Source organism: Kaistia adipata DSM 17808 (assembly GCF_000423225.1).
Lineage (GTDB): Bacteria > Pseudomonadota > Alphaproteobacteria > Rhizobiales > Kaistiaceae > Kaistia > Kaistia adipata.
In genome coordinates, this window is sequence record NZ_KE383991.1 from 942803 (window position 1) to 961780 (window position 18978).

Here is an 18978-nt window from a genome sequence, read left to right on the forward strand (position 1 = left end):
TGCCATGCTGTCGCTCGACCATGTCTCGATCGTCGTGACCGATCTCGATCGCTCGACCCGCTTCTACGAGGAGATGTTCGGGCTCGAGCGCGTGCCGCGTCCGGCCTTCAGCATTCCCGGCACATGGCTCGCCTGCGGGCCGCTGCAGATCCATCTGGTGCTGAACGCCGAGGGCACCTTCCGCACCCGCCCCGGCATCGACAATGGCGATGTCCATTTCGCCTTCCGCACCGACGACTTCGACGGCGTGCTGGCGCGGCTGACCGGGCGCGGCTTCGACGAGCACGCCCCGGCCGACGCCGCCAACCACCTCTACGTGCTGCGCAACGGCCGCGCCGGCTTCCCGCAGCTCTATCTGCTCGATCCCGACCGCAACATCATCGAGATCAACGGCGCCCCGCGCCGCGCCTGAACCGGCGCAGCTTTGATCCACGTCTGACTTCGTCTATGCACGAGGGGGAAACGCGGACGGGGCAATGACGACCAACAGCCTGGCACTTCTCTTCTCGCTGCTGCACATCGCGCTTGCGGGCGCGGTCACGGTGCATGCCCTGCTGACGCGCCTCAATCCGCAATCGACCATCGCCTGGATCGGCCTGGCCTGGCTGTCGCCCTATATCGGGCCGCTGCTCTACGTCATGCTCGGCGTCAACCGCGTGCGCCGCAAGGCGATCAAGCTGTCGGACCCGGGCGACGATGTCGACGCGCCCTCCTCCCGTTTCGCGCTGGCGCCCGAGGACGTCGCGCATGGCGCCGACGAGCATCTGGAACCGCTGGCGAAATTCGGGCTCCGGATCACCGGCCGGCCGCTGCTCGCCGGCAACACCATCACGCCGCTCGTCGACGGCGACGCCGCCTATCCCGAGATGATCCGCGCCATCGACGCCGCCGAACGGAGCGTCGGCATATCCGGATACATCTTCCATGACGACCGCGGCGGCGCGCCAATCATCGACGCGCTGATCGCGGCGCATGGGCGTGGCATCGCGGTGCGCGTGCTGCTCGACGGCATCGGCGGCGGCTATCTCAAGAACCCGGCCTATGAGCGGCTGCTCGCCGCCGGCGTCCCGGTCGCGCGCTTCCTGCACGAGGTTGCGCCCTGGAAGATGTCCTTCATCAATCTCCGGAACCACAAGAAGGTCATGGTGACCGATGGTCGCTATGGCTTCACCGGCGGCATGAACATCAGCGCCGGCAACCTGTTCCGGATCATCGACATTCCGGCCCTGCACGCCGTGCAGGACGTGCATTTCCGGGTCGAGGGCCCGGTCGTCGCCCATCTGATGGAGACCTTCGCCGAGGATTGGGCGTTCACGGTCGACGAGATCCTCGACGGGCCGCCATGGTTCCCCGAGCTCGGCGCAATCGGCTCGATCCCGGCGCGCGGCATCGCCAGCGGCCCGGACGAGGACAACGAGAAGCTGATGTGGACCATGGCCGCCGCGATCGCGCGCGCCGAACGCCGCATCCGCATCGTGACGCCCTATTTCCTGCCCGACGAGCGGATCAACTCGCAGCTGGCGCTCGCGGCGCTGCGCGGCGTCTCGGTTGAGCTCCTCATCCCCGGCCGATCGGACCAGCGCTACATGGACTGGGCGATGAACGGCTCGCTGTCGCCGCTGATCCGCGCCGGCGTGCTCGTCAGCCGGGCCAATCCGCCCTTCGACCACTCCAAGCTGATGACGGTCGACGGCGCCTGGGCGCTGTTCGGCAGCGCCAACTGGGATGCGCGCAGCCTGCGGCTCAATTTCGAGTTCAACGTCGAGGCCTATGACGTGCATTTCGCCGACAAGATCGACGCGCTGATCGATTCGAAGCTCGCGCGGTCGACGCCCGTTACCATCGGGGCCCTGCGCAAGCGCCGCATTCTGGTGCGCCTGCGCGACGCCGCCACCCGCCTGCTGACGCCCTATCTCTGAGCCGGGATCGGGCCTCAGAGCCAGCCGCGCCGCCTGAAATAGAGGAAGGGCACGATCGCCGAGACCACCATGATCAGCAGCGCCAGCGGATAGCCATAGCCCCAGCCGAGCTCCGGCATGTCCTTGAAGTTCATGCCGTAGATCGTGCCGATCAGCGTCGGCGGCATCAGGATGGTGGAAGCGACGGTCAGCACGCTGACCACCTGGTTCTGCTGGTTGGCGACGAGGCCGAGCGTCGCGTCGAGCAGGAAGGTGATCTTGTTCAGGACGAAGTTGACATGGTCCTCGAGCGAGCGCACGTCGCGCAGCGCCAGCTTGAGCCGGGCGCTGTTGCCGTTCTTCAGGGCCTGGTCCGGCAGCATCGCGGCGGCGTATTGGGCGAGGCGCTCCAGCGAGGACAGGCTCTCTCGCGCCTTCGAGGCAAGATCGCCCTGGGTGCCGATGGCGCCGATCAGAACCGCCAGGCGCTTGGCGCGCAGCCTTTCACTGGGCTTGCGCGTGAAGATCTCGCTGTTGATGCGATCGACGGATTGCGCGACGCGCTCCAGCACGTCGGCGGTGCGACCAATGAACGCCTCCAGCAGCCCGTTGAAGATGCCGACCGGCGTGCCGCAGCCGCTGTCCGGCTTCGGCGCCACGGCGAGGAACTGGCGGAACGCCTTCATGTCGTCATAGCGCAGCGTGACGATCTTCGACGCGCCCACGGCGAAGGTGAAGGGCGTCAGCACGGGATGGCCGGCATCCAGTCCCGCCAGCACGCTCGCCGTCATGAAAACCGTGCCATTCTCGACGTAGAAACGGCTGGAGAACTCGATTTCCTGCGTTTCCTCCCGCGTCGGCACCAGCGCTCCGAGAAACGCCTCGGCGGCGTGCTCCTCGGCCTGGCTGGGCGAATGGAGGTCGAGCCAGTGCGCCGCCTCGAGCGACTGCCCCTCCTGGAGCGGCTCCGGACCCGCGGCGGAAATCGAATAGGCAGTCAGCATGTCAAGCTCCAGGCGTTAACCGAATCTCAAGACAGCTCGCTGCTGTCCCTTGCGCCGCCTCGCATCCTTTGCGATGACGGGCTTCAGAAGCGCTTCGATGGATCGAATGTCCGGTCGAGTCGTTATCATGGCCGATACCGGGTCGCCAAAGACTTGGCCGCAGGGTCGGTCTATGCCACGCCCGGCGGCGGTGACGGTGCTGGGGCGTAACACGAAAGGAACTATTCATTATGGCCAAGTTTATTTCCCTTAAGTCCGTCGCGACCGCGGTTGCCATGACCGTCGCCGGCCTCGGCGTCGCCAAGGCTGCCGATCTCACCGCCCCGGTCTTCGAGGATGGCCGCAACGGCATCCGCATCGGCATGCTCACCTGCGACGTCAATTCCGGCCTCGGCTACGTCATCGCCTCGGCCAAGGAAGTCGCCTGCACCTTCAAGCCGAATGGCGGCGCCGCGGAAGATTACGTCGGCAACATCAAGAAGCTCGGCGTCGACCTCGGCTACACCAGCCAGGGCCGCCTGATCTGGGCCGTGTTCGCCCCGACCGCCGGCTACCACCGCGGCTCGCTCGGCGGCCTGTATCTCGGCGCGGGCGCCGAGGCGACGGTCGGCGCCGGCATCGGCACCAACATTCTCTTCGGCGGCACGCGCGGCTCGATCGCCCTCCAGCCGATCAGCGCCACCGGCCAGATCGGCCTGAACGTCGCCGCCGGCGGCGCCGCGCTGGTGCTCGACCCCGTCAACTAAGGCCGTTCCGGTCGGCCGGCGCCACGCCGGCCACCGACGCACGCCAGGCTTGCAAGGCCCGCGCCGTCACCCGCGCGGGCCTTTTCTTTTCCGCGCCTCTCCTTGCCACGTCCGGCTTTCCCTGAGACGATCCCCGGGCGGGCCGGATCTCTGGCTCCGGTTCACGCATCCAAGACATGAGAATGACCCTAGAACATTTCATGAACGGAGGAAGCGATGACGGACAGGAACGGAGGTGGCGTCGGCAGAAGTGCCGGCCCCAAGGCAATTGCCCTGATCGGCCCGTTCGGCAGCGGCAAGACCACGCTGATGGAGGCGATCCTGGCCCGCACCGGCGCCATCGCCAAGCCGGGTTCCGTCAGCGACGGCACGTCGATCGGCGACCATGCCCCCGAGGCCCGCGCCCATGCCATGAGCGTCGAGCTCAACGTCGCCGAGACCAGCTTCATGGACGAGCGCATCACCCTGCTCGACTGTCCCGGCTCGGTCGAGTTCGGGCATGAATCCGAAGCCGTCCTCGACGCCGTCGATTGCGCGATCGTCGTCGCCGAGCCGGACGAGCGGAAGGTGAGCGCGCTGCAGCTCATCCTGAAGCGGCTGGAAGAGCGCGGCATCCCGCGCATCCTGTTCCTGAACAAGATCGACAAGAGCGACCAGAACGTCCGCGAGACGCTGGCCCTGCTGCAGACGGCAAGCACCACGCCGCTGCTGCTCCGCCACATCCCGATCCGCCAGCATGACGTCGTCACCGGCTTCGTCGACCTCGCCCTGGAGCGCGCCTTCGTCTATCGCGAATATGCCCCGAGCGAGCTGATCGACATGACCGACGAGGTCCGCGTCGCCGAGGCGCGCGAACGCTACGCGCTGCTCGAGAAGCTCGCCGACTATGACGACGCGCTGATGGAGGAACTGCTCGAGGACGTCGAGCCGTCGCGCGAACGCGTGCTGGCCGACCTCGTCGCCGACATGCGCGCCGGGCTCGTCTGCCCGGTCCTGATCGGCTCCGCCCTGCACGGACACGGCGTCGGCCGCCTCCTGAAGGCGATCCGGCACGAGGTGCCCGACATTGCCGCGACGACGGCGCGCCTCGGCCTTGCCGATGGCAACGAGACGGTGCTGCAGGTGATGAAGACGCTGCAGACCGGCCATGCCGGCAAGCTGTCGATCGCCCGCGTTCTGCGCGGCTCCATCGCCGACGGAACGGAGCTGGTCGGCCCCTTGGGCCCGGTCGGCCGCGTCTCCGGCCTGCTGCGCGTGCTCGGCCAGCAGACCGCCAAGCGCGAGCCGGCGACGGCCGGCGAGGTCGTCGGCCTCGGCAAGCTCGATGGCGCGGCGACGGGGATGACGCTGGCGACTGGCAAGACGCCGCCGCCGCAGCTCGCGCCGCTCGCGGTCCCCGATCCGGTGATCGCCCTCGCCATCGCGCCGGGCGAACGCAAGGACGAGGCCAAGCTCGCCACCGCGCTCGGCCGGCTCGCCGAGGAGAGCCCCTCCCTGGTCATCGCCCAGGACGAGGAGACGGGCGAGATCCGCCTTGGCGGCCAAGGCGAGATGCATCTGCGCGTCGCCATCGAGCGCCTCGCCGCGCGCTACGGGCTGAAGGCGGAGACGCGCCCCCCCTCGGTGCCCTACCGCGAAACCATCCGCGGCTCGGCTACGGTGCGCGGCCGGCACAAGAAGCAGTCCGGCGGCCACGGCCAGTTCGGCGATTGCGTGCTCGAGGTGCGGCCGCAGCGGCGCGGCGAAGGCTTCCTGTTCGAGGATGCGATCACCGGCGGCGTCGTGCCGCGCAACTACATTCCGGCGATCGAGGCCGGCGTGCAGGACGTTCTGAAGCGCGGCCCCCTCGGCTTCCCGGTCGTCGACGTCGCCGTCAAGCTCGTCGACGGCTCCTATCACAGCGTCGACTCCTCCGATCAGGCATTCCGCACCGCGGCGCAGATCGGCATGCGCGAGGCCCTAGAGGCCTGCACGCCCGTCCTGCTCGAGCCGATCCTGCGTGTGTCCGTCTCGGTCCCCTCCGAGGCGAGCTCGCGCGTCAACATGATGGTCACGCAGAGGCGCGGCCAGCTGCTCGGCTTCGACGCCAAGCGCGACTGGCCCGGATGGGACGTCGTCGAGGCGGAGATCCCGGAATCGGAAATGCCGGGCCTGATCGTCGAGCTGCGCTCGGCGACGGCCGGGGTCGGCACCTATGAGAGCCGCTTCGACCATCTTTCGGAGTTGAGCGGGCGCCTCGCCGAGCAGGTCTCGATCCGGAAGGGACCGCGCGCGGCCTGACGGACGGGCGTCGCCGGGTGCCACTCCGAGCCCCGGCGACGCCATTCCGGCCGGCCCGGGCGCCTCGCGGTCGCGGGCGTCGGCAGAAACCGAATTTTTTGTCTCTTCTTCAATACATTCCTGCAATAAGGTTCGGCAGACGAACTGAAATTCAGGCCAGAGCGCGTGCTTCGACTTCCCCTTCCGCTCGTCTCGTTTCTCTCCGGCGGACTGATCTATGCCGTGGCGGGAGCGATCGGCCTTTGGATGATGGGCATCGCCGAAGGCGTGCCGGCCTTCTGGCCGGCGAACGGCCTGCTGGTGGCGGCGGTCCTCACCTTCGGCATCCGCCAGATCGCCTGGGTCCTGGCCGGAGCCCTGGTCGGCAGCTTCTTCATCCAGCTCGCCATCGATGCCGGCGCGATGGGCGTGGCCATCACCCTTTCCGATCTCGCCGAGGTCGCGCTCGTCGCCTATGCGGCGCATCGCCTGCGCGTTGCCGGTTCGGGGCTGGAGAGCATCTTCAGCGTCGTGGCTCTGGTCGCGGTGATCTCGTTCGGCGCCGCGCTGAGCGCGACGGGAGCGGCCGTCGCGCTCAACGTCTTCCGCGACATCCCGCTCGGCAACTCGCTGTCCATGCTCTGGCGTCTCAACGCCACCAGCGCGCTCATCATTCTCGCGCCCTATTTCGCGATCGTGAAGCCGGGCCGCATGACGCAGTTGCGCGACCTTGGCCGACGGGGCGAGCGTGGCGGCGGCCGGGACCTCGAGTTCGCGGCGCTGCTGCTCCTCGTCGTCATCGCCATCCTGCTGATGCAGTGGACCGGCATCTCGATGATCGCCTTCTTCACCGCCCCGCTTCTGTGGTGCGCGATCCGCTTCGGCCCCGCGCCGACGGCGCTCATCGGCTCCCTGCTGTCGCTCGCCATCATCCTGCTGATCGTCAACGGCGCCTGGCCAACCACCTATGCGAACACGTCGATCGCCTGGCAGTTGCAGCGAACCGAACTGGGGCTGAGCTTCAACACGCTGCCGCCGCTCTTCGTCGCCGCCGCCATGGCGCATATCCAGGCTTCGGCCCGCGCGCTGAAGCTGAGCCAGGAGCGGCTGCGCTATGCACTCGCCGGCTCGGGCGAAGGCGTCTGGGACTGGAACATCCGGACCAACGAGACCTATTTCAGCGACAGCTGGTACGCGATCCTGGGCTATGAGCGCGGCGAGCTGCCGGAGACGACCGAGACATGGGAACAGCTCCGCCATCCCGATGACCGGACGGAGAACCGCCGTCGCATCGGCGACCACCTCGAAGGGCGGACGCCGCGCTACAGCATCGAGCAGCGCTTCCGCCACAAGGACGGGCGCTGGATCTGGGTTCTCGACCGAGGCAGCATCGTCGAACGCGATGCCGACGGTTCGCCATTGCGGGCGGTCGGCACGCTGCTCGACATTTCCCGCCGGCGCGCACGACAGGATGAGCTCAACCGCCGCGCCCACCACGATTCCCTGACCGGCCTCGCCAATCGCGTCGCGCTGCGCGAATCCTTCCAGGCCTGGTGCGAGGCCCGGCGGTCGTTCTGCTTCGTCCTGATCGACCTCGACGGCTTCAAGCCGATCAACGACCAGTTCGGCCACCAGTTCGGAGACCACGCGCTGGTCGCCATCGCCGACCGCATCCGCGCCTGCCTCGGGCCGGACGACGTCGCGGCCCGGATCGGCGGCGACGAATTCGCGCTGCTGGTCGAGCTGTCCGGGGACGAGGCCGAGGCGATGGCGCAGCGCCTGGTGGAGCGCATCTCCGAACCCATCGGCTTCGCCGAAGCCGTCGTCTCCACCGGCGCCAGCATCGGCATCGCGACCGTCGAGGACGGCGGGCTGGATTTCCAGACCGCCTACCGCAACGCCGACATCGCGCTCTATGACGCCAAGGCCATCGGCGGCTCGACCTTCCGGCGAGGTGGCGCCAACAACCCTGCCAGGAACGGCGAGGAACAGCCGACACCGGCTGTGCGCCGGAACCTAGGCACGCTCGCCCTCGCCGGTAGTGAACCAGCCGACGATCCCGCCGAGGATCGCCAGGACACCACAGACGAGCGCCACGGCTGAGAAGCCGGCGATCGTCGCGCGTTCCCAGAGCCCCTGCGCCGCCGCGGCGACCGCGCCATCGGTGACGCCGAGCTCCCCGCCGAACCCTGCCGCGCGCACCAGAGCGGCGGCATCGGGCGGCGCCCCCGCCAGGACGCGCTCGAAGCCATGGCCGACGGCGACGCCGAGGCTCGCCACCGCCAGCAGCCCCGCCACCCGCGCCACGGCGTTGTTGATGCCGGAGGCGGCGCCGCCGCGCCTGTCCGGCGCCGCGTTCATCACGGCGGTCGAGAGCGGCGCGACGGTGATGCCCATGCCGAGCCCCATCAGCAGCATGGTCGGCACCAGCGCCGGCCAGAAGCCGCCATGGACGACCGCCGGCGATAGCAGGAGGAAGCTCACGCCGGTCAGGATCGGCCCGACCGTCAGGCAGGGCCGGACACCGAAGCGGTCCGCCAGTCCGCCACCGAAGCGCGACAGGCCCGCCATCACGACGACGAAGGGCAGGAACACCGATCCGGCCAGCGCGGCGCGGTAGTGATGCCCCTGGATCAGCGCCGTCGGCAGGAAGAACAAGGCGCCGGACAGCGCGAAATAGAGCAGCAGGGTCAGGACGTTCACACCGGAAAAGGTGCGGCTGGCGAAGAGATCGAGCGGCATCATCGGCGCCGGCCTCCGCGCCTCGAAGACGACGAAGCCGGCGAGAACCAGCGCCCCGGCGATCGCCAGCAGAACGGCCAGGCCTTCGGGATCCGCGCCGCCCGAGCCGAGCACCGTCAGCCCATAGGCCAGGAGGCCGAGCCCGAGCACGGCCAGCGCGCCGCCGGTCCAGTCCATCGCCACCGACTTCCCGACCGCATCGGCCGGGACGCGCACGCGGCAGAGCCACCAGGCGGCGACGGCGAGCGGCAGGTTCATCCAGAACAGGAAGCGCCACGAGCCGAGATCGATCAGGGCGCCGCCGAGGATCGGCCCGATCGCCGGCGCGATCGACGATGCGGCGGCCCAGGCGCCGATCGCCCGCCCCCGGATCGCCGCCGGATAGTGGGCGGAGATCAGGGCCAGCGACCCCGGCACCATCATGGCGCCGCCGATGCCCTGCGCGGCGCGGGCGACGATCAGGCTCTCCGGCGACCAGGCGAGGCCGCAAGCCGCCGAGGCCAGGCCGAACAGCGCTATGCCGAGCATGAACACCCGGCGCAGGCCATAGGCATCTCCCGCCGCCCCGCCCAGCAGCGTGGAGGCGGCCAGCGTCAGCGTATAGGCGTTCGAGGTCCATTGCGCCTCGGCCAGGCTGGCGCCGAGACCGGCCCGGATCGCCGGCAGGCCGACCGTGATGATCGAGCCATCCATGAACGCCATGCCGGACGCGAGAATGGTCGCGGCAAGAATGTAGCCACGCGGATCGGCAACGTCGCTGTCCCGTCCGGTCCTGCCCGGCTCGCCCAAAGTCGCCTCCCTGGAGATCGGCGGCTCACTCTAGCCGACAATCGGCCGCGCGACGCGCGTCACCGACGGGTGTCGTCAATTTGAACTCCGGCCACGCCACTTTGGCGCGAGGCGACTTGCGATGGCTCCCGGCCGCCCTAGCCTCCCTCCGGGAGCTGGCTCGCCATCGGAGATGAACCATGCATGTTCGCCCCCTTCTTGCCGGCATTCTTCTGTCCGTCCTGGGTACGGGTCTCGCTCAGGGAAAGGACCTTCCCGTCGACCTGGAGCTTGTTCTCGCCGTCGATGGCTCGCGATCCATGGATGCCGACGAGCAGTTGCTGCAGCGCCAGGGCTATATCGCGGCGCTGCGCCATCCGGAGGTCATCGCCGCGATCCGGTCGGGCCCGCTCGGCCGGATCGCGATCACCTATTTCGAATGGTCCGGCGTCAACTCGCAGCGGATCGTCGTCCCCTGGAGCCTGATCGAGGACGCGGAAAGCGCCGACGCGGTGGCCGCTCAGATCCGCCCCGGCGAGATGTATGGCCGTTACGGCACCTCGATCTCGAGCAGCCTCGCCTTCGGGGCGGCGTTGTTCGACAACAATGGCTATACCAGCGACCGGCGCGCCATCGACGTCTCCGGCGACGGGCCGAACAACATGGGACCGCCCGTCGCGCCGGTGCGCGATGCGGTCATTGCCCGCGGCATCGTCATCAACGGGCTGGCGATCACGCTGCGCGATCCGCACCAGGACGCCGGCACGGGATATTTCGACATCGACAATCTCGACGCCTATTACCGCGACTGCGTCGTCGGCGGCGTCGGCGCCTTCACCATCGCCGTCACCGCGGTCGAGCAGTTCGAATCCGCCATCCGGCGCAAGCTGGTGACGGAGATCGCGGCCAGCCGGCCACGCGTCATCCCCGTCGTCGAGCGCGACGTCCTGCCCAAGTCCGATTGCATGATCGGCGAAACGGGAACGGGCCGGCGCCTGCCTCGCTAGGACCACACTTCGCGGTACATTGGGCGGACGCGCATCGGTTGCGCGAAGCGGGATGCTTCGCCAAGCTGCGCCGGTTCATCCCATTGGCGAGGCAAGCGTGCGCATCCTGTTCAGTCTCCTCCTGCTCATCGTCGCGACCCTGCCCGCGGCGGCGCAAAGCGCGGCGCAAGCCAAGGTCGAAAAGCAGTTCCAGACCTGGCTCGCGACCACGGTCCGCGCCGACGCCGCGGCGCGCGGCGTCTCGGCGCGCACCCTCGACGCCGCCTTTTCCGGGCTGACGCTCGACTGGTCGCTGCCCGACCTCGCCCCGCCCGGCTTCCCGAAGAAGCGCGACGAGCCGCAGCGGCAGACGGAGTTCTCCGGTCCCGCCCGCTATTTTCGCGAGCCCAACCTCGCGACGCTGACCAATGGCGGCCGGGCCCGCATGGGCCAATGGTCGAAGACGCTGGCCCAGATCGAGAAGACCTATGGCGTGCCGGGCTCGATCCTCGTGGCGATCTGGGGCCGCGAATCCGGCTATGGCGCCGCCAAGCTGCCCTACCCGGCCATTCGGGCGCTCGCGACCGAGGCCTTCATGGGCGCTCGCAAGGCGAACTTCTATCCCGAGTTCATCGCGGCGCTGCAGATCCTCGAGGGCGACCACATCCCGCTTTCCGAAATGAAGAGCTCCTGGGCAGGCGCCCTCGGCCAGCCGCAGTTCCTGCCGTCGAAATACCTGGCGCTCGCGGTCGATTTCGACCGCGACGGCAAGCGCGACATCTGGGAATCCGTGCCCGACACGCTCGCCTCGATCGCCAATTATCTGCGCCAGAACGGCTGGCAGCCGGGCGTCGGCTGGGGTGTCGAGGTGATCGTCCCCGACAGCGTCTCCTGCATCCTCGAGGGGCCCGAGCAGGGCAAGACGCTGGCGACCTGGCAGAAGATGGGCATCAAGCCGATCGGCGGCGGCAAGCTCGCCGGGCGAACACCCGAGCGCATCGGCCATTTGCTGATGCCGGCCGGCCGGCACGGCCCCGCCTTCATCGTCTCGTCGAACTTCTACGTGCTGAAGAGCTACAACGAATCCGACCTCTACGCGCTGTTCATCGGCCATCTCGCCGACCGGATGCGCGGCGCCGGCACGCTCAGCGCGGCCTGGGGCGATGTCGGCGGCTTCAAGCGCTCCGACGTGCGCGCCATGCAGGAGCGCCTGGTGAGGCAGGGCGCCGATGTCGGCAAGGTCGACGGCCTGGTCGGCTTCAAGACGCGGATCTCGATCGGCGCCTGGGAGGAAGCCAATGGCCGGCAGGCCACCTGCTTCCCCGATGCCGGCCTCTTGAAGGCGATCCGCTGACGCCGCCGCCGGCCGAGCGCGCCGCTACGGAATGTTTCGCCGACATCTACCGAATCAGCGCGAATTGCCCTAGGTTAGAGGGGTCATCAACAATCGAAAGGAGGTGGTCTAGTGTCTCATTGTCGTTCGCCGCGTGTGTCGGTTGCAATGGTCCGGATCTCTGCCTTCGTAGAGGTTTGCGCCGCGTGACCGGTCTTTCTCCGGTCCCATGCCGGAGCGCGGTCTGACAATGGAAGGGTCGCCCGGACGGGCGGCCCTTCTTGCTTTTGGAATAGGAATGTCCCGCCCCATCGAAATCTATGTCGACGCCGACGCCTGCCCGGTGAAGGCCGAGATCTACAAGGTCGCCGAGCGCCACCGCCTCAAGGTCCATGTCGTCGCCAACGCGCCGCTCGCGGTGCCGCGCGATCCGCTGGTCGAGCGCGTGATCGTGACGAGCGGCCCCGACGTCGCCGACAACTGGATCGCCGAGCGCGTCGGCCGCGGCGACATCGTCGTCACGGCGGACATCCCGCTCGCCGATCGCTGCATCAAGGCCGGCGCCGACGTCATCGGCTCGAATGGCAAGCCCTTCACCGAGGCCTCGATCGGCAACGTGCTGGCGACGCGCAACCTGATGGAGGAGCTGCGTTCGGCCGGCGCCGTCACCGGTGGCCCGCGGCCCTTCTCGCCGAAGGACCGTTCCGCCTTCCTGTCGGCGCTCGACCTCGCCATCGTAAGGCTGAAGCGGGCCGGATTCGGTCCATCCACGTAGATTCAGCGGGATTGCGGCCGCTGTGACGACGATCACGCCGCGCCAAGACTTCAACCGCCACGTAACCATCGCTATCGTAGACTATTCACGCGCGAGCCCGCGGGCTGGCGATGCCCCCGGCCGTTCGTTCCAGACAAAGGCTTACTATGAAGATCTCGATGCTCCGCCTGCCGGCTCTCGCCCTCACCGCCGCGCTCGTCGCCGGTCTGGGGCAGGCCGAAGCTGCCACCTGCGGCAAGGATCCGGCGCAGTTCGGTGCCTGGCTGCAGGATTTCAAGGCCGAGGCCGTGGCCTCCGGCATTTCGCGCTCGGTGGTCGAGCAGTCGCTCGGCGGCGTCACCTATGACCCGCGCGTCATCAAGCTCGACCGCAACCAGAAGCATTTCAGCCAGCCCTTCGAGGTCTATGCGAAGCGCGTCGTCTCGCCCGGCCGCGTCGCCAAGGGCAAGAAGCTGATGCAGCAGTACAAGAACGTCCTCGACCGGATCGAGAAGCAGTACGGCGTGCCCGCGCCGATCCTGATCGCGATCTGGGGCATGGAGACCGACTTCGGCGCCGGCAGCGGCAACATGTCGACCATGCGCTCGCTCGCCACCCTCGCCTTCGACTGCCGCCGCACCGACTTCTTCCAGGATCAGCTGATGGCGGCGCTGAAGATCGTCCAGCGCGGCGACCTGTCGCCGGCGCAGATGAAGGGCGCCTGGGCGGGCGAGCTCGGCCAGACCCAGTTCCTGCCGACCTCCTATCTCCGCTTCGCCGTCGACTTCGACCGCAACGGCCACGCGGATCTCCGCAACAGCCCGATCGACGTGCTCGCCTCGACCGCCAACTACCTGAAGGGTTACGGCTGGCAGCGCGGCGGCGGCTGGGAGGAAGGCTCGCACAATTTCGCCGTGCTGCGCGAATGGAACAAGGCCGGCGTCTACGCCAAGAGCGCCGCGCTCTTCGCCGACAAGCTGGTCGGCAAGCGCTAACAGCGCTTTCGCGCCAGGGCTTGCGATCGCCGCGGTTTCGACCGACAAACCGCGGCGATGTCCGAAGCACCCCCTCCCCTCCGCCGTTCCGTGGCGATCGTCGGCGCCGGCCCTGCCGGGCTGATCGCCGCCGAGACGCTTGCCGCCGCCGGCCTCGCCGTCACCGTGCATGACCGCATGCCCTCGGTCGGCCGCAAGTTCCTGATGGCCGGCCGCGGCGGTCTCAACCTCACCCATAGCGAGCCGCTCGAGGCTTTTCTCGCGCGCTATGGCGCGGCGACGAGCCGGCTGGCGCCGCTGGTCGAGGCGTTTCCGCCTTCCGCGCTGCGCGACTGGGCCGAGGGCCTGGACGCCCCGACCTTCGTCGGGTCCAGCGGCCGCGTCTTCCCGACCGCGCTCAAGGCCTCGCCGCTCCTGCGCGCGTGGCTGCGCCGCCTCGACGGGCTCGGCGTCCGATTCGCGCTCCGCAGCGCGTGGACGGGCTTCGACGCGGCCGGCGATCTTCGTTTCGACAGGGCGGACGGATCGTCCGAAACGGTCCGGGCCGATGCGACGCTGCTGGCGCTCGGCGGCGCCAGCTGGCCGCGCCTCGGCGCCCACGGCGACTGGATCGACGCGCTCGCCGCGCGCGGCGTTCCGATCGCGCCCCTCCGGCCGGCCAATAGCGGTTTTCAGACCCCCTGGTCGGAACAGTTCCGCGATCGCTTCGCCGGCACGCCGCTGAAGACGATCGCCATCAGCGTCGATGGCACCACGCGGCGTGGTGAAGCCATGGTGACCGCCTACGGTCTCGAGGGCGGGCTGATCTACGCGCTCTCGGCAGAGCTGCGCGACCGGATCGCGCGCGACGGCTCCGTCCTCCTCTCGATCGATCTCGCCCCCGGCCGCGACGCCGCCGCCCTGGCGGCCCGGATCGCCGCGCAGAAGAGCGGCCAGTCACTGTCGAACCTACTGCGCAAGGCCGCCCATCTGCCGCCGGTCGCGATCAACCTGATGCGCGAGGGCGCCGGCGGACCGCTGCCGCGCGAGCCCGAGCGGCTCGCGGCGCTGATCAAGGCGGTGCCGATCCGGCTCGACGGCGTCGAGGGCATGGAGCGCGCCATCTCGACGGCGGGCGGCGTCCTGTGGGACGGGATCGACGACGCCATGATGCTGAAGGCGCTGCCGGGCGTGTTCGTGGCCGGCGAGATGATCGACTGGGAGGCGCCGACCGGCGGCTATCTGCTGCAGGCCTGCTTCGCCACCGGCATCGCCGCCGCGCAGGGCATCCTCGCCCGGCTGGAGCGGACCGGCTAGGGTTCGCCGTCCGTCCGCATCAGGCCACGAAGTTCCGCCACGCCGGCGGCGATGACGGCGTTCGCCTCCGCCTCCATGGCGCGATAGCGCGCCAGGACGACATGGCCGGCCTCGCTCAGCCTGGCGCTGCCGCCGCCGCCCGTCCCGCCCTTCTCGGTCTCGACGAGGGGATCGCGAAAGGCGGTGTTCATCTCGCGCACCAGGCCCCAGACCCGCTTCGGGCTCATGCCGAGCCGCGCGCCGGCCGCCGCCAGCGAGCCGGTTTCGGCAATCGCCTCGAGCAGGTCGGCCTTGCCGGGGCCGAGCGCGAAGCCGGGCTTCAGGACGAGGCGGAAGCGGAGGCCTTCGGTCTGGTTGGGTCGTTTCATGCGCGCCGGAATCGCTTGCAGGGGATGGAAGCGGGCATTGTCGCGCCGGACCGGCGCCCCGTCGAGGGCGGGATCCGACGCTCCGCGCCGCGGCGCCGGAGCCGCCCCTGCGACGCCAGCGCGCGCGTGCATCGGCGGGGCGAACCGTCTATATCCGACCGGGGACTGGTGACGATACGGAGGATACCCAAACGATGCGCCGCACGATCCTGGCACTCTCGCTGCTTCTGACCGCGACCCCCGCCTTCGCCTGCACCGAGGAAGAACTGCAGGCCAAGGCGATCCAGCTGGCCGATCTGGTCAAGGGCATCACGACCCAGGATCCCTCCAAGGCGCAGGCCTGGCGGAAGAAGCAGTTCGACACCGACCGCGTCGCCGAGCGCACCACCGACTTCAACGAGATCTGCGCCGCCTATGACAAGGCGATCGCCGAGGCCGAAGCCGAGAAATAGCCGCCTCGACGAAGCGCCGGGAACACCCCGCCTTCCGCGAAGCCTTGATCCGGTGCATTCTGGAGGGGTTGTCCCCGCCGATCCGCCGGATCCGGCCGGGCGACCTGGCGCGCGATCCTGCGCGGGCAGCGCAGGCCTGTGCGCCCCGCAAGGGAGCTCGTCATGCCCCATTATCTCCTTCAGGTCTCCTACACCCCCGTCGCCGTCAAGGCGATGGTCGCCAAGCCGCAGAACCGCGAGGACGCGGCCCGCAAGGCGATCGATTCGCTCGGCGGCTCGCTCAAGGCGTTCTACTTCGCCCTCGGCGAGTACGATGTCGTGCTGACCGCCGAATTCCCGGACAACAAGGCGGCCGGGGCGCTGTCGCTGGCGATCGGCTCCTCCGGCAGCCTGTCGAAGATCCGGACCACGGCGCTGATGACAACGGCGGAAGGCATGGAATCCATGCAGAGGGCCAAGGCGGCCAGCTATTCGCCGCCGGGCTGAGCGGCGCGGTGCGGATCAGAACGGAATGGTATCGGGAGGACGGAGACTAGACGCGGCGACGCTGCGCCCACGCGATATCGCGGGCCGCATCAGGCCTTCGGATCGGTCAGCGCAGCGCCGGCGCCGCATGCGCGAGCGGCGGGCCGGCCGCGAAGCAGGCCACGGGCTCGGCGACGCCGGAAACCCCGACAGCCCCCGCCTTGTTGGCAAGCAAGAAGCCTGCAACCACGACGAGCGCGACAGCTAGTCCAAACTGGAGATTCATCGATACCCCCGTTTTGCACGCTGATTCTAGCATAACTGTTGCCAGATTGCGACAATCCAGCAAAACATGCCAGAGCCATGCTATGGCTGAGACGAGAAAACAGCAGGAAACGGCGCGCAGAACTGCCCGATGATCCAGATTACTGACGACATCGTCCTCGACGACAGCGAGATCGAGGAAAGCTTCATCCGCGCCTCGGGCCCCGGCGGGCAGAACGTCAACAAGGTCTCGAGCGCCGTGCAGCTGCGTTTCGACGCGCGTCGCTCGCGCGCGCTCTCGGATGCCGTGGCGGTGCGGCTGATGCGGCTCGCCGGCTCCAAACTGACCCAGGACGGCGTGATCGTCATCACGGCGCAGCGCTTCCGCGACCAGGCGAGAAACCGCGCCGACGCGCAGGAACGGCTCGCCGCCCTGATCCGCGAGGCGCTGGTGCCGCCGACGCCGCGCCGCGCCACCCGACCGACGCTCGCCTCGAAGAAGCGCCGCCTGGAGGGCAAGGCGAAGCGCTCCAACGTCAAGACCATGCGCGGCAGCGTCAAGCTCGAATAGCTCTCGCCAAATCAGGCGAAGGCGTGCAACATTTTGACGCGGCCCGCACATGGACCGGCTGGATCACGGGGAGCACGCCTCATGGGCATCATCTGGACCATCATCATCGGCTTCGTCGCCGGCGTCATCGCCAAGTTCATCACGCCCGGCAGCAACGAGCCGAGCGGGTTCATCCTGACGGTCATCCTCGGCATCGCCGGCGCCTTCCTCGCCACCTATCTCGGCCAGGCGGTCGGCTGGTACGGCCCGAACGACCAGGCCGGCTTCATCGGCGCCATCGTCGGCGCGGTGATCGTGCTCCTGATCTGGGGCGCAATCGTGCGCAAGCGCGCCTGAGAAGCGCGCCCGTCAACACCAACCCCAGGGGATGGCCGGGTTCAGCGACCGCGGCCGTCCGAATGGTGGCAATGATCGCGGACCGCCTCCGTGATCGGGCAATGTCCGGTCGCGCCACGATAGGCGAGGTAGGACCCCGTCCCCAGCGCCAGCAGCGACAAGAGCCGGTTGGGCCTTGGCTTCAGCGCCGCGGCGGCCAATATCAGACCGGCGACCACGGACACCACGCGCCCCTCGGTCGAGATTTCCGGAACGACTACGGGTGGTTTGGCCCGAAACATCATCGTTTCTCCCATTGCTGACCAAGGTGAACGCGCGAGTGGCGTTCGCGTTCCCAATCGGAACGAGCAGACAGGAGCCTGAGCCATGATCCGTGTCGGCATCGGCGGATGGACCTTCGAACCCTGGCGCGACAGCTTCTATCCGCCGGGCCTCGCCCAGAAGCGCGAGCTCGAGTATGCGAGCTCGAAACTGACCTCGATCGAGATCAACGGCACCTATTACGGCTCGCAGAAGCCCGAGAGCTTCCGCAAATGGGCCGAGGAGACGCCGGACGACTTCGTCTTCGCGCTGAAGGGGCCACGCTTCGCCACCAACCGCCGCGTGCTCGGCGAGGCGGGCGAGTCGATCGGACGCTTCTTCGACAGCGGCGTGACCGAGCTGGGCCCGAAGCTCGGGCCGATCAACTGGCAGTTCATGGCGACGAAGAAGTTCGACGCCGAGGATTTCGAAGCCTTCCTCAAGCTGCTGCCGAAATCCGTCGGCGGCCTCGCCATCCGCCACGTCGTCGAGGTCCGCCATCCGAGTTTCGAGACGCCCGATTTCATCGCGCTGGCGCGCCGGCATGGCGTCGCGGTGGTGGTGGCCGACTCGGACGACTATCCACAGATTGCCGATCCGTCCGCCGATTTCGTCTATGCGCGGCTGCAAAACGCGTCCGAGGAAGAAAAAAACGGCTATCCGGAATCGGCCCTCGACGCTTGGCGCCGCCGCGCCGAGGCCTGGGCATCCGGCGGCGTGCCCGAGGATCTGAAGCATGTCGCGGCGACGCCGGACAAGGCGCCGGCGCGCGACGTATTCCTCTACATGATCAACGGCTTCAAGCCGAAGGCGCCCTTCGCCGCCATGGCCCTGATCGAGCGCCTCGGCGGCCGGTGATCCGCGTCCGACGATCGAATCGATCGCGCCGTCCGGACGCGATTGCATTCGGTTGCGCTGTTTTTGTGAACAATCGCACGCCCAAATCTCGCCCTTTTCCACTGTTGGATAAACAGCCAGCGAAACTTGTTTCCGTTTTGGGTGCAAACCGCGTCGGCGAACGCGACAACGAAGAGATCTAGCGTGCAGGTTCAATTGCGTATCGCGGCCGTCACGGCCGCCCTGGTTGCCGCGGGTGCGGCCCTCTCCTTCGGAGCCCAGCCGGCCGAAGCCGGCACCCAGTGCGGGCGGGCCTCGTGGTATCAGCTGGGCGGAAAGACCGCGAGCGGCGAGCGCAACAATCCCAACGCCATGACGGCGGCCCACCGCCGCCTGCCCTTCGGCACCCGCGTCCGGGTCGAAAACCTCTCCAACGGCAAGTTCGTCGTCGTCCGCATCAATGACCGCGGCCCCTTCACCGGCGGCCGCGTGATCGACGTCTCCCGCGCCGCGGCCAAGCAGCTCGGCATGATCAATTCCGGCACCGCCAAGGTGCGCCTGGTCGTCGATGGCGCCGCCATGAAGGGCGCCTGCCCGGCCTGAG

At 68.5% G+C, this 18978-nt stretch carries 21 protein-coding genes; 16 read left to right on the forward strand and 5 right to left on the reverse strand.

What is annotated here, in order from left to right:
* Window positions 1-4 precede the first annotated feature (4 nt).
* Together G539_RS0117265 and G539_RS0117270 are read left to right on the forward strand one after the other, a co-directional pair.
* The gene (locus tag G539_RS0117265; protein WP_210162826.1) at window positions 5-412 is read left to right on the forward strand and encodes a VOC family protein; all 408 of its coding nucleotides are present in this window, start codon (window positions 5-7) and stop codon (window positions 410-412) included.
* Between the two features lie 64 nt (window positions 413-476).
* Window positions 477-1919 carry a phospholipase D-like domain-containing protein gene (locus G539_RS0117270; protein ID WP_029076307.1) on the forward strand — a complete coding sequence of 481 codons (1443 nt, stop codon included), beginning with the start codon at window positions 477-479 and terminating at the stop codon, window positions 1917-1919.
* A 14-nt stretch (window positions 1920-1933) separates the two neighbouring features.
* Here G539_RS0117270 and G539_RS0117275 read toward each other — a convergent pair whose 3' ends face one another.
* Window positions 1934-2902: a magnesium transporter CorA family protein gene (locus tag G539_RS0117275; RefSeq protein WP_029076308.1), complete on the reverse strand. Its 969-nt coding sequence runs from the start codon at window positions 2900-2902 to the stop codon at window positions 1934-1936.
* A 230-nt stretch (window positions 2903-3132) separates the two neighbouring features.
* Here G539_RS0117275 and G539_RS0117280 point away from each other — a divergent pair, with 230 nt between their 5' ends.
* From G539_RS0117280 to G539_RS26355, 3 genes are all read left to right on the forward strand, one after another.
* Window positions 3133-3648: a DUF992 domain-containing protein gene (locus tag G539_RS0117280; protein ID WP_029076309.1), complete on the forward strand. Its 516-nt coding sequence runs from the start codon at window positions 3133-3135 to the stop codon at window positions 3646-3648.
* 216 nt (window positions 3649-3864) lie between these two features.
* Complete coding sequence (locus G539_RS0117285) at window positions 3865-5928, forward strand: elongation factor G (protein WP_029076310.1); 2064 nt, start codon at window positions 3865-3867, stop codon at window positions 5926-5928.
* A gap of 165 nt (window positions 5929-6093) precedes the next feature.
* Window positions 6094-8010 (forward strand): diguanylate cyclase domain-containing protein, encoded by a 1917-nt coding sequence (locus G539_RS26355; RefSeq protein ID WP_051231577.1) that lies wholly within the window; start codon window positions 6094-6096, stop codon window positions 8008-8010.
* Here G539_RS26355 and G539_RS26785 read toward each other — a convergent pair.
* Window positions 7924-9438, reverse strand: coding sequence for an MFS transporter (locus G539_RS26785; RefSeq protein WP_245576897.1), 1515 nt, complete (start codon window positions 9436-9438; stop codon window positions 7924-7926). The genes G539_RS26355 and G539_RS26785 overlap by 87 nt on opposite strands.
* 179 nt (window positions 9439-9617) lie before the next feature.
* On the opposite strand from G539_RS26785, the gene G539_RS0117300 reads away from it, so the two are divergent.
* From G539_RS0117300 to G539_RS0117320, 5 genes are all read left to right on the forward strand, one after another.
* Window positions 9618-10424, forward strand: coding sequence for a DUF1194 domain-containing protein (locus G539_RS0117300; protein ID WP_029076312.1), 807 nt, complete (start codon window positions 9618-9620; stop codon window positions 10422-10424).
* Between the two features lie 97 nt (window positions 10425-10521).
* Window positions 10522-11757, forward strand: a complete 1236-nt coding sequence (locus tag G539_RS0117305) for a lytic murein transglycosylase (protein ID WP_029076313.1) — start codon at window positions 10522-10524, stop codon at window positions 11755-11757.
* Between the two features lie 277 nt (window positions 11758-12034).
* The gene (locus G539_RS0117310) at window positions 12035-12511 is read left to right on the forward strand and encodes a YaiI/YqxD family protein (RefSeq protein ID WP_029076314.1); all 477 of its coding nucleotides are present in this window, start codon (window positions 12035-12037) and stop codon (window positions 12509-12511) included.
* Between the two features lie 146 nt (window positions 12512-12657).
* Window positions 12658-13485, forward strand: a complete 828-nt coding sequence (locus tag G539_RS0117315; protein ID WP_029076315.1) for a lytic murein transglycosylase — start codon at window positions 12658-12660, stop codon at window positions 13483-13485.
* 57 nt (window positions 13486-13542) lie between these two features.
* Window positions 13543-14781, forward strand: a complete 1239-nt coding sequence (locus G539_RS0117320) for a BaiN/RdsA family NAD(P)/FAD-dependent oxidoreductase (RefSeq protein ID WP_029076316.1) — start codon at window positions 13543-13545, stop codon at window positions 14779-14781.
* Here G539_RS0117320 and G539_RS0117325 read toward each other — a convergent pair.
* Window positions 14778-15149 carry a winged helix-turn-helix domain-containing protein gene (locus G539_RS0117325; protein WP_029076317.1) on the reverse strand — a complete coding sequence of 124 codons (372 nt, stop codon included), beginning with the start codon at window positions 15147-15149 and terminating at the stop codon, window positions 14778-14780. The two genes, G539_RS0117320 and G539_RS0117325, sit on opposite strands and share 4 nt — an antisense overlap.
* 194 nt (window positions 15150-15343) lie before the next feature.
* On the opposite strand from G539_RS0117325, the gene G539_RS25275 reads away from it, so the two are divergent.
* Window positions 15344-15601 carry a hypothetical protein gene (locus tag G539_RS25275; protein ID WP_035831521.1) on the forward strand — a complete coding sequence of 86 codons (258 nt, stop codon included), beginning with the start codon at window positions 15344-15346 and terminating at the stop codon, window positions 15599-15601.
* 162 nt (window positions 15602-15763) lie between these two features.
* Window positions 15764-16087: a GYD domain-containing protein gene (locus tag G539_RS0117335; RefSeq protein ID WP_029076318.1), complete on the forward strand. Its 324-nt coding sequence runs from the start codon at window positions 15764-15766 to the stop codon at window positions 16085-16087.
* Between the two features lie 106 nt (window positions 16088-16193).
* Here the strand turns inward: G539_RS0117335 and G539_RS27155 are convergent, their stop codons facing one another.
* Window positions 16194-16352 carry a hypothetical protein gene (locus G539_RS27155; protein ID WP_156912018.1) on the reverse strand — a complete coding sequence of 53 codons (159 nt, stop codon included), beginning with the start codon at window positions 16350-16352 and terminating at the stop codon, window positions 16194-16196.
* Window positions 16353-16481: 129 nt separating this feature from the next.
* Between G539_RS27155 and arfB the strand changes: the two genes are divergently transcribed.
* Window positions 16482-16901 carry an alternative ribosome rescue aminoacyl-tRNA hydrolase ArfB gene (gene arfB / locus G539_RS0117345; RefSeq protein ID WP_029076319.1) on the forward strand — a complete coding sequence of 140 codons (420 nt, stop codon included), beginning with the start codon at window positions 16482-16484 and terminating at the stop codon, window positions 16899-16901.
* 81 nt (window positions 16902-16982) lie between these two features.
* Complete coding sequence (locus G539_RS0117350) at window positions 16983-17237, forward strand: GlsB/YeaQ/YmgE family stress response membrane protein (RefSeq protein ID WP_029076320.1); 255 nt, start codon at window positions 16983-16985, stop codon at window positions 17235-17237.
* Between the two features lie 41 nt (window positions 17238-17278).
* Here G539_RS0117350 and G539_RS0117355 read toward each other — a convergent pair whose 3' ends face one another.
* Complete coding sequence (locus tag G539_RS0117355; RefSeq protein WP_029076321.1) at window positions 17279-17521, reverse strand: YgaP-like transmembrane domain; 243 nt, start codon at window positions 17519-17521, stop codon at window positions 17279-17281.
* An 82-nt stretch (window positions 17522-17603) separates the two neighbouring features.
* Between G539_RS0117355 and G539_RS0117360 the strand changes: the two genes are divergently transcribed.
* Window positions 17604-18395, forward strand: coding sequence for a DUF72 domain-containing protein (locus G539_RS0117360; RefSeq protein WP_029076322.1), 792 nt, complete (start codon window positions 17604-17606; stop codon window positions 18393-18395).
* Window positions 18396-18578: 183 nt separating this feature from the next.
* Window positions 18579-18977, forward strand: a complete 399-nt coding sequence (locus tag G539_RS25280; RefSeq protein WP_425402361.1) for a septal ring lytic transglycosylase RlpA family protein — start codon at window positions 18579-18581, stop codon at window positions 18975-18977.
* Window position 18978: the final 1 nt, after the last annotated feature.